Annotated in this window: 15 protein-coding genes; 3 read left to right on the forward strand and 12 right to left on the reverse strand. The window is 47.5% G+C overall.

Annotation, left to right across the window (positions count from 1 at the left end):
- Position 1 precedes the first annotated feature (1 nt).
- The 10 genes from plsX to ACQ5DJ_RS23870 all read right to left on the reverse strand — a co-directional run bounded on the left by plsX (position 2) and on the right by ACQ5DJ_RS23870 (position 8,167).
- Positions 2-1,009 (reverse strand): phosphate acyltransferase PlsX, encoded by a 1,008-nt coding sequence (gene plsX, locus ACQ5DJ_RS23825; protein ID WP_429844587.1) that lies wholly within the window; start codon positions 1,007-1,009, stop codon positions 2-4.
- Between the two features lie 13 nt (positions 1,010-1,022).
- The gene (gene fapR, locus ACQ5DJ_RS23830) at positions 1,023-1,613 is read right to left on the reverse strand and encodes a transcription factor FapR (RefSeq protein ID WP_429844588.1); all 591 of its coding nucleotides are present in this window, start codon (positions 1,611-1,613) and stop codon (positions 1,023-1,025) included.
- A 127-nt stretch (positions 1,614-1,740) separates the two neighbouring features.
- Complete coding sequence (locus ACQ5DJ_RS23835; RefSeq protein ID WP_429844589.1) at positions 1,741-2,709, reverse strand: ABC transporter ATP-binding protein; 969 nt, start codon at positions 2,707-2,709, stop codon at positions 1,741-1,743.
- A 12-nt stretch (positions 2,710-2,721) separates the two neighbouring features.
- A complete protein-coding gene (locus ACQ5DJ_RS23840) occupies positions 2,722-3,510 on the reverse strand; it encodes an ABC transporter permease (RefSeq protein WP_429844590.1) in 789 nt (262 codons plus the stop codon).
- Positions 3,511-3,514: 4 nt separating this feature from the next.
- The gene (locus tag ACQ5DJ_RS23845) at positions 3,515-4,294 is read right to left on the reverse strand and encodes an ABC transporter permease (RefSeq protein WP_429844591.1); all 780 of its coding nucleotides are present in this window, start codon (positions 4,292-4,294) and stop codon (positions 3,515-3,517) included.
- Between the two features lie 186 nt (positions 4,295-4,480).
- Positions 4,481-5,242, reverse strand: a complete 762-nt coding sequence (locus tag ACQ5DJ_RS23850) for a DeoR/GlpR family DNA-binding transcription regulator (protein ID WP_429844592.1) — start codon at positions 5,240-5,242, stop codon at positions 4,481-4,483.
- A gap of 151 nt (positions 5,243-5,393) precedes the next feature.
- Positions 5,394-5,564: a 50S ribosomal protein L32 gene (rpmF, locus tag ACQ5DJ_RS23855; RefSeq protein ID WP_005834357.1), complete on the reverse strand. Its 171-nt coding sequence runs from the start codon at positions 5,562-5,564 to the stop codon at positions 5,394-5,396.
- A gap of 140 nt (positions 5,565-5,704) precedes the next feature.
- Positions 5,705-6,223 carry a YceD family protein gene (locus tag ACQ5DJ_RS23860; protein WP_144614410.1) on the reverse strand — a complete coding sequence of 173 codons (519 nt, stop codon included), beginning with the start codon at positions 6,221-6,223 and terminating at the stop codon, positions 5,705-5,707.
- An 85-nt stretch (positions 6,224-6,308) separates the two neighbouring features.
- Positions 6,309-7,376: a SepM family pheromone-processing serine protease gene (locus ACQ5DJ_RS23865; RefSeq protein ID WP_429844593.1), complete on the reverse strand. Its 1,068-nt coding sequence runs from the start codon at positions 7,374-7,376 to the stop codon at positions 6,309-6,311.
- On the reverse strand, positions 7,373-8,167 hold the full coding sequence (locus ACQ5DJ_RS23870; RefSeq protein WP_429844594.1) for a patatin-like phospholipase family protein: 795 nt from the start codon (positions 8,165-8,167) through the stop codon (positions 7,373-7,375). The genes ACQ5DJ_RS23865 and ACQ5DJ_RS23870 overlap by 4 nt, the downstream gene beginning before the upstream one ends.
- A gap of 148 nt (positions 8,168-8,315) precedes the next feature.
- Here ACQ5DJ_RS23870 and ylbJ point away from each other — a divergent pair, with 148 nt between their 5' ends.
- Positions 8,316-9,548 (forward strand): sporulation integral membrane protein YlbJ, encoded by a 1,233-nt coding sequence (ylbJ, locus tag ACQ5DJ_RS23875; protein ID WP_429844595.1) that lies wholly within the window; start codon positions 8,316-8,318, stop codon positions 9,546-9,548.
- 1 nt (position 9,549) lies between these two features.
- Here the strand turns inward: ylbJ and coaD are convergent, their stop codons facing one another.
- A complete protein-coding gene (gene coaD / locus ACQ5DJ_RS23880; protein WP_429844596.1) occupies positions 9,550-10,029 on the reverse strand; it encodes a pantetheine-phosphate adenylyltransferase in 480 nt (159 codons plus the stop codon).
- Positions 10,030-10,075: 46 nt separating this feature from the next.
- Positions 10,076-10,642, reverse strand: a complete 567-nt coding sequence (gene rsmD, locus ACQ5DJ_RS23885) for a 16S rRNA (guanine(966)-N(2))-methyltransferase RsmD (RefSeq protein WP_429844597.1) — start codon at positions 10,640-10,642, stop codon at positions 10,076-10,078.
- Between the two features lie 482 nt (positions 10,643-11,124).
- On the opposite strand from rsmD, the gene ACQ5DJ_RS23890 reads away from it, so the two are divergent.
- On the forward strand, positions 11,125-11,268 hold the full coding sequence (locus tag ACQ5DJ_RS23890; RefSeq protein WP_016743266.1) for a hypothetical protein: 144 nt from the start codon (positions 11,125-11,127) through the stop codon (positions 11,266-11,268).
- A 123-nt stretch (positions 11,269-11,391) separates the two neighbouring features.
- Entirely contained in the window at positions 11,392-12,351 is a 960-nt protein-coding gene (locus tag ACQ5DJ_RS23895; protein WP_429844598.1) for a Ku protein, read from the forward strand.
- Positions 12,352-12,430: the final 79 nt, after the last annotated feature.

A 12,430-nucleotide genomic window follows, 5' to 3' on the forward strand; every position in this document is an offset into this window, starting at 1 on the left:
CTCACTCGCTTTCTCCCAAAGTATTTTTCTGTAATGACTGCTGGATAACCTCGTTCACGTCCTGCTGAATAAACCGCGTAGCACTGACGATCGCGTTTTTCATCGCACGCTCATTTGAGGAACCGTGGGCCTTGATCACAGGGGATTTCAATCCCAGCAAGGGTGCACCACCGTATTCCGCATAATCCATTTTCTTTTTAAAGCGAACCAATCCGGGTTTCAGAATGGCCGCTCCTAGCTTATTAATCAGGCTGGAAGTAAACTCCTGCTTCAACTGCGAAAAGATTGTGGAGGCAGCACCCTCTACGGCCTTTAACAAAACATTTCCTACAAAGCCGTCGCAAACGAGCACATCACAGGCTCCTTGCATAACATCGCGCGCTTCCACATTTCCTACAAAGTTCAAGTCAGCTTCTTGAAGGAGAGGAAAAACAGCTTTCGTCAATTCGTTCCCTTTTCCTTCTTCCGTTCCGACATTCAGCAAACCTACTGTCGGACGCTCGAAGCCCAACACTTTTTCAGCATACAAGCTCCCCATCACCGCGTATTGTACAAGCTGATGCGGCTTGGCATCCATATTGGCTCCGACGTCCAGCGTCAGTGTTACTCGGCCTTTTGTATTCGGGATATAGGCACAAAGCGCAGGGCGCTCGATTCCATCCATACGACCTGCGTACAGCAAGCCTGCTGTCATTAACGCGCCCGTATTCCCAGCAGAGATCATCGCGTCGACTTTTTTCTCGCGCGCCATCTCAACAGCTACGACCAGCGAAGAATTTTTCTTACGCCGAACAGCTCGAACCGGTTCATCATCTGGCAAAATCACTTCCGCTGCAGGAACGATCTCGATGTTTGCCGGAATATCCTGCGGCAAGTGGTTCCGAATAGCCTGTTCATCTCCCACCAATACAACTGTAATGGTCGGGTTTTCCTTGATGGCAGCAAGCGCCCCTAATACGGTACTCTTCGGTGCGTGATCGCCGCCCATCGCATCCACTGCAATTCGCAACCGTGACTCCTCCTTACTCCTCATCCATGCTGTTATGGTAGCTCGACATTTCAACTACACGGAAGGTTGCGGTAAAGACCAATTCACCTTGGACCTTCGTCTCTACACGCACCTTGCATTCGTCGCCGTTTCTGTTTCTTACCACTGCTTTGGCCACCAGCTTTTCCCCTATTCGTACAGGACGCACAAAGCGGATTCTCGCCGTAGCTGTCAACGCTACGTCTGCGTTAATGACTGCTACAGCCAATGAGTTGGCCTGAGCAAATATATAATGCCCTCTGGCAATTTGTGTTTTCGAAAAAACGTGCTCTTCTTTGATTTCCAATATGGAAATGGCCTGTGAATCGAGCTGTAGATCAACCATTTCACCGATGATTTCATCGATGCCCAATGATTTTACAGGATCAAGACTTTTCTCTGCGACTGTCTTGATACGTTCACGCAGCTCCGGTATTCCTAATTCCAGTCGGTCTAAACGTATGGTTTGAATACTGACATGAAATAACTCAGCCAGATCTTCGTCCGTCGCAAATGGATTATCCGCCAGATACTGTACCAAGCGGGACTGGCGATCTTTTTTTGGCAAGCGGGCGATGCCGAACACCCCCTAAAGCAGGATTCAATTGTACTATGTATGATTGCGATCTGTTTTTAATACCTGGTACCAAAACACAGTATAAGGGAGAAGATGTGGAATTACAAGTGTCGTTCGCGAAATTAGGTAGCCGTCCCTAACGATAAATGAGTCGAATGATCTCCTCAATCCCCGGTTCTTTCATCTGGATATCCAGAGGCTCACCCCAGCCCGCCACTTCGGCAAGGATTCGCGGGGAAGAAATTTTTCCTTTGTCGAAGTAAATCGAAAGTACATTCTCTGATAGCTCCATCCGCTCGATTCCCTCTAGATCGTAAAGCTTTTCGGGCGGTTGTCGAAATTCGATTCGAATGAGGCTTGGCAGCCCTATCTGACGTCGCAAATCGACCAAGCTCGTATCTATCATCTTTTTGCCATGATTGATCACGATGATCCGATTGCAGAGTTGCTCAATATCGTCCATATCATGCGTCGTCAATAGAATCGTCTTCTTCTGGGTCTGATTCACTTCTTTCAAAAACGCTCTGATGCGAGTCTTCGCGACCACATCCAACCCAATCGTAGGTTCATCTAAAAACAGGACAGGCGGATCATGCAGCAGTGCCGCCGCTAAATCAGCTCTCATCCTCTGACCCAATGACAGCTTTCGCACTGGCGTATCTAGGAACTCATGCAGATCCAGCAGTTCCTGATACGCCTCCATTGATCGTCGATATGCCTTGTCGTTAATTTTGTACATCGCTTGCAAAATTTCGAAGGAATCTCTGACTGGCAGATCCCACCACAGCTGCGTTCGCTGCCCGAACACCACACCGATTTGTGACGCTACTTGAATTCGTTCCCGCTGTGGACTATATCCGCCTATTCGTATTTCTCCCTGACTGGGATGAAGAATTCCTGCGAGCATTTTGATTGTCGTCGATTTTCCTGCGCCATTCGGCCCGATATATCCAACGAACTCGCCTCTGTCAATCGAAAAAGAGATATCGTGGACGGCTTTGACTTCCCTTTGTTCACGAGAAAAGAGTGTTCGTAAAGAAGCAAAGCGCCCCTCTTTCGCTTTTGTCAGGAAAAATGATTTTTCGATGTGCTTTGCTTCAATCATTGTTACCCCCCCTTAGCTCCCTGTACTATGGTAGTGTCGAATCCCGACATTCCACAGCATACGAGCGAAATAAAAAGCAATCGCTGCAGCTACGGGGGTGAGTATCGGATAAAACCATTCGCCCCCTTTGCCCAACAGCGTCAACATTGGCAAATAATTCATATACGCGATCGGGATCGCTGAGAAAAACAACCATTTGAGCCAGTTTGGATATAGCCCGATCGGATAATTGGAAGCATTGGCTGGCGCATAAATGGTAAAGGTCAGCATGTCTTTCATCTGATGCGTCCAAAAAGCGACCCCAGCCGTAGCAAGTCCAATAGAGAAATAGATGACTCCGCCAGACAAAATGGCAATCGGTGAAAATAGCACCAACCCCATGATCGATTTCCCTTCCGCCGCAAGACCCGACAATGAGATGACCAAAACTGACACCCCTTGCACCACCCCGCCCACTCTCGACAAATCAAGATTGCGTGTCAATAGCAGAAGCAAAGGTGAAACAGGTCGGATGAGCAATTGATCGAGCTCCCCTTGTACAATGTACTTCTCAAAGTCGTTGATTTCCGGTGCAAACAGTCGATACAAGGAGACAGATGCCGAGGAAATTCCGTAAAGCATCCCAACCTCGTAAATATTCCACCCAACCACATCGTGAAATCGGTACAAAATCGCAGAGAGAATAATAAAATCAAGCACCATAATCATTCCGGTCGTGGCAGCGCTCGTGACAAAATTTATCTTGTATTGCATTTGTGAGCGAATGCTGGCCGCAATCAGTTTGCGATAGAGGGCAAACATATGGTTATCCTCCTTGTATTTCTAGCTTTCTTCTTGCCATGTTCGTCACCAATAAAGCAACTGTCGTTAAAACGAGCGCCCAGCCAGCTTGAACAAGCACGCTATAAGGAGGTGCAAGCTCTAACAAGGTCATGACTGGATAATAAATCATCGCGGAAAAAGGCAAATAAGGTGCTACCTTCCCAATCATGCCAGGCATCAAGTCTATCGGAATCATTTGCCCACCTAACCCAAAGATCAATGACAAAAGAACTAGGTGTACCCAGCGAATTTCTGTCGTCCAGAAAGAAGAAATACCCGCGAGATAAAAGAGCAACATACCTAGGTAAGTTCCTAGCAGTAGCGAAAGGATAAACCAGAAGTAGGTGAACGGATCGGAGGGAAAAAAGAAGCCTACCGCTAATCCTAGCAGCAAGCCAATCGGAACACTTCGGTAACAAGCGTTGTACAAAAGTCGTCCAAACTCCTGACTGAGCATGTACCAAAGATAATGAACAGGCTTGATCATATCCAGGCTGACAGCCCCGCTTCTCACCGCTATTTGGACATTCAGACCCGGTGACATAAAGGTTGTCATCCAGAGAACGCTTTGGCAAATCGCGATGTAATACCCCATCGTTTTGACATCATAGGGGCCATATACTTGTTTTCCAGAAAGGACGCCCGCCCAAATGGCAATAAAAACAAGCCCAAAAATCGAGCTTGCAACATTGTTGATGACATGCGATAAACGATACTGAAGATTTCGACGATAGCTCTTGCGAATAATCCGCCAATAGACCATAGAACCCTCCTTTTGGAAAAGTCAGGATTACTAGAATAGCAGGGGCTGTATACAAATGCAAGAAAAAAAAGAAAGAGCCCTTCCCATTTGAAGGACTCTCTTTCGATAAATCCATTTGCTGTCACGCTGGTCTCCCATTCACGCCAGCCAAATAGAACTTATCCTCTTTTTTATGGATCAATAGCTTCATGTGGAAGCTACAATCACCTCTACATCGTTGGCGTGCAAAGCTTCAACCATTTCCTTTTCAGGCAGCTTATCGGTCACGATAATATCGATCTGGTCAAAACCTGCAACGCGATACAGCATGCTTTTTCCAAACTTGGTATGGTCGGTGAGTATGATCACTTGATCGGCGCGCTTGATCATTTCTTTGATCAGAAAGCCGTGATCTTCCTGCGTAGACATGAGCCCTTCCTTTGTAAGACCGCATGCACCAACCAGTACTTTGTCGACGTGAAAATCAGCGAGGTTTTGAATCACGCGTGTACCGAGGACACATTGATCCTCTGCATTTACATCTCCGCCCAAAAGCTTGACAAGAACGCCTTCTTTTCGGGACATACTGGAGGCAGTCGCTAATGAATTCGTAATGATAACATGGTCCCGAGTCTGCAAGGTTTCCACCGTGAGCTGAACGGTCGTGGACGCATCGAGCAGCAAATAATCGCCATCTTTGATCAGACGGGCCGCCGCTGCTGCAATACTGCGCTTTCCTGTCAAATCAAGCTGCATTCGTTCCTGATGGGAGTAGTTCTTTTTGTTGAGGCTGGGCAATACTGCTCCTCCCCTAGTTCGCAGGATTTGACCCTGCTCCTCCAGCTTGACGATATCACGCCTCGCTGTGTCACGGGAAACTCCAAACTGCTCAACTACCTCTTGCACACTGATTCGCTGGTGCTCCTGCAAATACGCAAGAATTGCAGCGAGCCTCTCCTCTTGAAACACGAAGCCTCAACCCCATCCTTATCTCGCTTTCATTATAAGTCATTTAAGTATTTTACGCAAGCAACAATAAGTGTTTGTAAGTAATCATAAGTAATAGAAGGAAACAAAAAAAGCAAGGCGATTTCTCACCTTGCTTTCTTAGCAGCGAATATTACTTCGCTACTTTCACGCCTTTGTAGTGACCGCAGCTTGGGCAAACACGATGTGCAAGCTTGTATTCGCTGCAATTATCGCATTTGATCATGCCTGGAATCTCTAATTTGAAGTGCGTACGACGCATTCTTTTACGGGTTTTGGAAGTTCTCCGTTGAGGTACTGCCATCTTCCTTACACCTCCTTCAACTGACAAATGCTAAGAAGCTCTATTGGGTGGACAGTATAGGCAAAAAGCTTATGCCATCCTTCAAAAATGAGACGCTGCCACAAATGGTCGGCGAATCATCTTGAATACAGTAAGGATACTTATTTGCTGTCTTTGAAAAAGTCAGCCAACCCAGCCAAACGCGGGTCAACACGCTCATTCTTGCAGCTGCATGCCACTTCATTACGGTTCACACCGCAAGTAGGGCACAGACCTTTGCAATCCTCCTCGCAAAGCGGGAAGGTCGGCATTGCCAGTAAGAAATCCTCTTGCAGCAGCGAGTCCAGCTCGATTTCATCGCCTTCCAGTGGAAGGATATCGCTGTCCTCGTCATCTTGCAGGATCGGATCATCCGCAAGCGCAAATGTCTCAGAGAAATCTACTGTTGCCTGATCGACAAAAGGATTCAAGCATCTCGCGCAGACAAAATTCACATCTGCCTTCATGCTTCCTTTTACGTAATAGAGATTGCCCAGCTGTACGGCTTCACCACTCGCATTCACAGGAGTAATCCCGCGAACCTCATGATGGCGCTTCTTCAGCTCATCTGCATCCAGGGTTACCTGGAATGGCAACGGCTCTCCTTTTCGGTGCTCTAACTCTGCTAACTTAATGTTCATAGCATTTTCACCTCATGCACAACAAAGATGATTATAGACCCTGCCCAAAGCTTTGTCAACCATTTTTGCTTGACAGCTAGTTTGCTCAAGTAGATTTCGGTTTTTGTCCATTCAAGTACGTAATCGCTTCTTCTACCGTCTTGACTGGAACCACTTTCATTGAGGTTCCAATCCGCTTGGCAGTCGCTAACGCCTCCTCATAATTGGAGTTCGTATCTGGCGTATCCTGCGGAGCAAAGAAGATCTCTGCGCCCGCTTTGTCCGCTGCGATTACCTTTTGATTAATGCCACCGATCCTGCCTACTTTACCGTCTAACGAAATCGTGCCTGTTCCTGCAATTTTATAGCCTTTTGTCAAATCCGTCGCCGTATTTAACTGGTCATAAATCTCCAGTGTCATCATTAATCCCGCAGAAGGACCACCAATCCCTTGAGAGGCAATGGTTACTTCTTTCGGAATGATGATTTCCTGTTTGTTGTCAGGGCGTACACCAATTCCAACTGACTTGGATTCAGGTAGTGGTTCCAAGGTTAACATCGTTTTGCCCTCTTGTCCATCTCTAGTGTACGTAATTTCGACTTGATCGCCGGCTTTTTTTGTAGAGAGAGCTGTCAGCAAATCTTTTGCCTCAGACGTACGAACCCCGTCAACATACGTAATGACATCACCAATTTGCAATGCTTTATAGGCAGGGAACCCTTCCAGAGTACCCATCACCCACACACCCTGCTTCTCGATTTTCACTTCGAAACCGGCAAGACGGAATGCGACTGCCTCCGCAATTTTTTGTGAATTGTCCATGATCGCTTGTTCTCTACGGATAAAATCTTCGCTGTTCTCGCCCTTGCTGACAACCAGCTCCTTGGGCATCAACTCAACATCCTGCGCCATTTTTGAATACAAATACCACGGCAAGTTCGCTTCGCCCATTCTGACCGTCGTAAGCATGAAGGAACCGGTCTCGTCTTTCTTGCCGCCTTCCACTTGAATCATCGGCCCCAACTCAATCGCTGAACCCGGACGACTAACGTAATAATTCGTCGGTACAAAAAAAGAAATACCCAACAAGACAAAAACCAAGGCAAGTATCCAGCTAAAGCCTCTGGTTCCTGTAGATCTGCGTCTATTGGCATAAAGCTGTTCCTCACTCATTCTTGTGCCTCCCAATTTGCAATTAGTTCCTGAATGCGTTCGATATGGTCAGTACCCGCACGTTCACCTAACTCGATAATTTCTTCGACACCCGTGTACGCGATACTGCTATAGTGTCCAACATCCGGCCTGATTACGATGTCTGCCGCAATGATTCGATGTCGCAGAATTTCCCTTTCCATCACATCAATCGTCTGGGCGATTACATCAAAAATACTTTTGACCTCCATTCGTGTATCGAATTGGGCGACATCTACCGCAATCACGATATCGGCTCCCATGTCACGCAGCACCGTTACGGGCACACGATCAATGACTCCTCCGTCGACTAAAAGCCGCCCCCCTACTTTTTCAGGTACGAAGATACCTGGAATGGATATGCTTGCCCTTACTGCTTGGTCAATTGGGCCTTCGCGAAATACAACTCGCTCTCCTGATTCAATATCCGTCGCCACAATGGCAAGCGGCTTGTTCAGTTCTTCCAAGCGCTTTCCGTGCGTTAGCAGGCGAATCAATTGCTTGATCTTTTCCCCTGTCACAAAGCCCATGCTGGGTACGGTCAAATCGAGCCAATGCTTGCGCTTTAAATTAAGGGCAAGCTTTCCCATCATGTGCGGTTCAATTCCGTTGGCATAGACAGCCCCAATCAGACTGCCCATACTGGAGCCAGCCAGCATATCAATCTGGATGCCATGTGCTTCTAATGCATTCAATACACCAATATGTGCAAAACCGCGAGCGCCCCCAGAACCCAGGGCTACACCCACGATTGGTTTACGTTTTGTCTGCATGGAAAAATCCCCTCCCCGTAACCAGCCTATGTGGAAAATCGCTGTTCCTTTCACACTTGGGAGATATTCGTCGACCAAGCTTACGCATAGTTCTCCCGTCTGCCACGTAGACATGTACTACTACTTTTCTTCGATTCAGGAGGAATCCATGTCACGCCACTCACCCGTACTTACTTTGTTGCTCGCCCTCTCGACAGTTTTCATTGTTATTTCGTTGATTGCTAACTCGCAGATATCTTTTGAAGCTGCCGTACGCGGTCTAAAAATATGGTGGGAGGTAGTTTTCCCCTCTACACTTCCCTTTATTGTGTTGTCTGAGGTGTTGATGGGTCTGGGTGTCGTTCATTTCGTTGGCGTGTTACTGGAGCCATTAATGCGCCCACTGTTTAACGTTCCGGGTACTGGCGGGTTCGTACTGGCTATGGGCTTCTCGTCCGGCTATCCGGTAGCTGCAAAACTAACTACACGCCTTCGTCTGCAAGGCAATGTGACGAAGGCTGAGGGTGAACGTCTCGTCTCTTTTACAACGACGGGAGACCCCTTATTCGTCATGGGAGCAGTGGCAATCGGCTTTTTCCACAGTGAGCAAATGGGCATCATTCTAGCTCTGACTCATTATTTGTCGGCTATACTCATGGGCGTGATTTATCGTTTTCATGCGCCTTTTGCCATTACTTCAGCCCCATTAGAGAGAAATTCACTACCGCTTCCTTTACGTGCCTTACAAGCGATGCATCGGGCACGAATCCGTGATGGGCGTCCGTTCGGAAAATTAATGGGAGAAGCGGTGCAATCCGCTTTGAATACGTTGCTCATGATCGGTGGCTTCGTCATTGTTTTTTCAGTCTTAATTCAACTATTCTCCACGATTCATTTGACACAAATCATCAGTACGCTTCTCTCCATCATTCTCGGTCCCTTTGGTTTCCCACCAGCCTTTTCCCAAGCAATCGTGGCTGGTTTGTTCGAAGTAACCCTCGGCGCACAGGCAGCGAGCATTGTGCCAGATGATGTTTCTCTGGTCTGGAAAGCGGCCATTGCCAGCGCTATATTGTCCTGGGGCGGTTTGAGTGTTCACGCGCAGGTCGCGAGTATCTTGAGTGAAACGGACATTCGTGTCGCCCCTTACTTGATTGCCAGAGCGCTGCACGCTTTGCTAGCTGCGATTTTGACCTTTGTCTTTTGGGGTCCTCTTGCCACAGTCAGCTCCTGGTTCATGGAGAAAGCCGTCCCTGTATTTATTCATGTGAAAACCGAGATTCCGGCGACGAGTTGGTGGGAGACCTTGCTACTATCAGGAGGAATCGCCATTGTCGTCGGTGCGATTCTGCTGTGTACCAGCCTGACTCTTTCGCGTATAAACCGCAGCAAGACGCGATAATCTACTCGGTCATTTTTCGTTTCAGCGCCTCTTCTACGATCGGCGGCACCAAATCGGCGACACTCGCTTTGTATTTCGCAACTTCCTTCACAATACTTGAGCTCAAGTACGAATATTGATTGTTCGTCATCATGAAAAACGTTTCGATATTTTCATCGAGCTTTTTATTAATCGAGGCGACTTGCATCTCATATTCAAAATCAGAAACAGCACGAAGGCCGCGAATAATCACCTGTGCGCCCTTTTTATTCATATAGTCAATTAACAAGCCGTCAAAAGAGTCCACTTCTACATTTTTCATGTCAGCCGTTGCCTGACGAAGCAAATCGACGCGCTCTTCTACACTGAACAATGAGTTTTTTTTTGAATTGATTAAGACGGCAATAATGACCTTATCAAAAACGTTGGCACCCCGCGCAATAATGTCGAGATGCCCATAAGTAACAGGGTCGAAGCTTCCTGAACATACGGCGATTGCCATAGCGGGTTATCCTCCCTTAGTGCTCTTTTGCACCTTAATATGAAAGTTAGGCTTGTGGCTCCAAATCGTAATAATACACGGTAACGGCCGTATCCCCATACTTAGCCGCTCGGTCCTTCACACAATGACCAATCGCATCCGGAAAGGAGTCTGTGATATCATGCTCAGCCACGATCCACGCTCCGTCCGCCAACATTCCCAGCTCCTGCAACATCTCAATTTCTTCGACAATTTTCTGCTGGGCGTATGGCGGGTCCAAAAAGACGAGATCAAATTTTTGATTGCGCGTACTCAGTGTACGAATGGCGCGGTCCGCATCCATCCGATATAGTTCTGCATAATCGTCCAGCCTGCAAGTGCTGACATTTTGTTTTACCACGGCAAATGCTTTGGGATCTCGCTCCACAAAAACAGCTCGATCCGCTCCCCTACTCAATGCCTCGATACCGAGACCACCCGTTCCTGCGTATAGGTCCAAGGCCCACCCGCCATCGAAATACGGACCAATCATATTAAAAATCGATTCTTTGACTTTATCGGTTGTCGGTCTGGTTCCTTTGCCCGGAACTGCTGCCAACCGTCTTCCTCTGTGTTCTCCAGAGATGACTCGCATACTCATTTCACCTGTCTGCTTTCCTATGTATGTTGTAATCGGTTGTTCAAAAAGTCGTCTTTTGAAAGCGTATCGTTAGACGCGATTTTCTAAGACTGAGAATGATATCATACTATCACAACTGCATACACCCGTAAAATTAGCAACTGGAAAAATTTATGTACAAGGAAGGTATACAACCCAATTCGATTGGAAAAGATGATGGATAGCGACGCAACGGTGTCGCTGACAACCGCGGAGAAGACTTACGTTTCCCCATAAGCTCTTCCTCCGGTTTCTCCTCTCCCATAATTGAAAGGCTGTTCACTTTGGCGCACGGCGTGTCTGATAGGAGCATTTCGTGCCATCGCTCCCTTCATCGGGAGGAGTTGAACGGCTGCCCCTCGTCATTTGGCGATGGGGTATTTTTTTGTGTGCAGCGCATACTACATGTACCTGCAACACCCCCCTACATGTAGATTGCCTGAAAGGAGTGAGTCGTTATGGCAGAAAAACGACCGTCTGCACAAAAGCTGAAAGCGTCCAAAGCCCAGTCCATTGCGGACCGTACTGGCAAAGATGTCGAGCTGGCGCGAGACATGCAATCGCGTGCAGATCAATCGGACATCGTCAAACATGGGCAGTAGCTATACAAGAAGTCAGCCGCATCAAATCGGCTGGCTTTTTACTTTTCCACCTTCATTTCCCTCGGCACTTCTTCTATGCGGTTACAGATACTATACGAAAATAGCTGTGAAGGAGGTATCCGCATGCATACGGTGTGGAAGGGCTCGATCAGCTTCGGCCTCGTCAATATACCTGTTCGCATGTTTACTGCAACCGAAGAGCGCGATATTCGCTTTCGCCAACTGCATAAAGAGTGCAATACCCCGATCAAGTACACGAAAATGTGCCCGCACTGTCAGCGCGAGGTCGATACGAGCGAAATCATCCGTGGCTTCGAATATGAAAAAGGACATTTTGTCATGATTGACGATGAGGATTTGGAAGCCATTACGCCAGAAACACGCAGAGCCATTGAAATTATTGACTTCGTAGACTTGTCGGAGATTGATCCCGTTTATTTTCATAAAAGCTATTTCCTCTCCCCACAGGACACAGGTGAAAAAGCATACGCCCTGCTGCGCTCCGCCATGGAACAGACAGGCAAGATCGGTGTTGCACAGGTGACGATGCGCAATCGGCAAAGCCTAGCCGTTATCCGACTGTATGAACATTGCATCATGCTGGAGACGATCTTCTATCCGGATGAAGTACGCCCAGTCAGTCAAGTGCCTGCCTTGCCAGAAGCCACTGTTCCGTTGGCCGAAAACGAACTGAAGATGGCAACTGAGCTCATTAGCAATATGACGATCCCTTTTGATCCGGAAAAATATACGGATGAATATCGATCTGACCTACAAAAGTTGATTGAGAAAAAACTGGAAGGTCAGGAAATCGCTACTGCACCAACCGTGGCAAGAACCAATGTAATTGATCTCATGCAGGCCCTAAAAGAAAGCTTGGAGTCTACATCTGGTCAAGCCGCAGTGCCCATCAAAATCGAGCCTGAACCTACTCCGTCAAAGCCTGCTCGAAAACGTACCACCGCTGCCTCCTCGTCCGAAAAAGAGCAAGCATCGAAAAAGGAAACCGCAGCCGGTCAAACAAAGAAAACGACTACTTCTACAACCAAAACAATGCGCAAAAAGAAGGCAACCCCTGTATAATCTGCACCTAAAAAAACCTGCCCACTCTAAACTGTCCCCTTTGTAAAGGACACTTTTAAAAAAGTCTAGGCAACGTTAA

This window comes from Brevibacillus sp. FIR094 (genome assembly GCF_050477165.1).
Lineage (GTDB): Bacteria > Bacillota > Bacilli > Brevibacillales > Brevibacillaceae > Brevibacillus.

Excerpts from the sequence above, each read along its gene's own strand:
- ACQ5DJ_RS23870 (WP_429844594.1), bottom strand. The coding sequence starts at position 8,167 with ATGCAGACAAAACGTAAACCAATCGTGGGTGTAGCCCTGGGTTCTGGG.
- ACQ5DJ_RS23840 (WP_429844590.1), bottom strand. The coding sequence starts at position 3,510 with ATGTTTGCCCTCTATCGCAAACTGATTGCGGCCAGCATTCGCTCACAA.
- ACQ5DJ_RS23890 (WP_016743266.1), top strand. The coding sequence starts at position 11,125 with ATGGCAGAAAAACGACCGTCTGCACAAAAGCTGAAAGCGTCCAAAGCC.
- ACQ5DJ_RS23845 (WP_429844591.1), bottom strand. The coding sequence starts at position 4,294 with ATGGTCTATTGGCGGATTATTCGCAAGAGCTATCGTCGAAATCTTCAG.
- rsmD (WP_429844597.1), bottom strand. The coding sequence starts at position 10,642 with ATGCGAGTCATCTCTGGAGAACACAGAGGAAGACGGTTGGCAGCAGTT.
- rpmF (WP_005834357.1), bottom strand. The coding sequence starts at position 5,564 with ATGGCAGTACCTCAACGGAGAACTTCCAAAACCCGTAAAAGAATGCGT.
- coaD (WP_429844596.1), bottom strand. The coding sequence starts at position 10,029 with ATGGCAATCGCCGTATGTTCAGGAAGCTTCGACCCTGTTACTTATGGG.
- ACQ5DJ_RS23895 (WP_429844598.1), top strand. The coding sequence starts at position 11,392 with ATGCATACGGTGTGGAAGGGCTCGATCAGCTTCGGCCTCGTCAATATA.
- ACQ5DJ_RS23865 (WP_429844593.1), bottom strand. The coding sequence starts at position 7,376 with ATGAGTGAGGAACAGCTTTATGCCAATAGACGCAGATCTACAGGAACC.
- ylbJ (WP_429844595.1), top strand. The coding sequence starts at position 8,316 with ATGTCACGCCACTCACCCGTACTTACTTTGTTGCTCGCCCTCTCGACA.
- ACQ5DJ_RS23835 (WP_429844589.1), bottom strand. The coding sequence starts at position 2,709 with ATGATTGAAGCAAAGCACATCGAAAAATCATTTTTCCTGACAAAAGCG.
- ACQ5DJ_RS23860 (WP_144614410.1), bottom strand. The coding sequence starts at position 6,223 with ATGAACATTAAGTTAGCAGAGTTAGAGCACCGAAAAGGAGAGCCGTTG.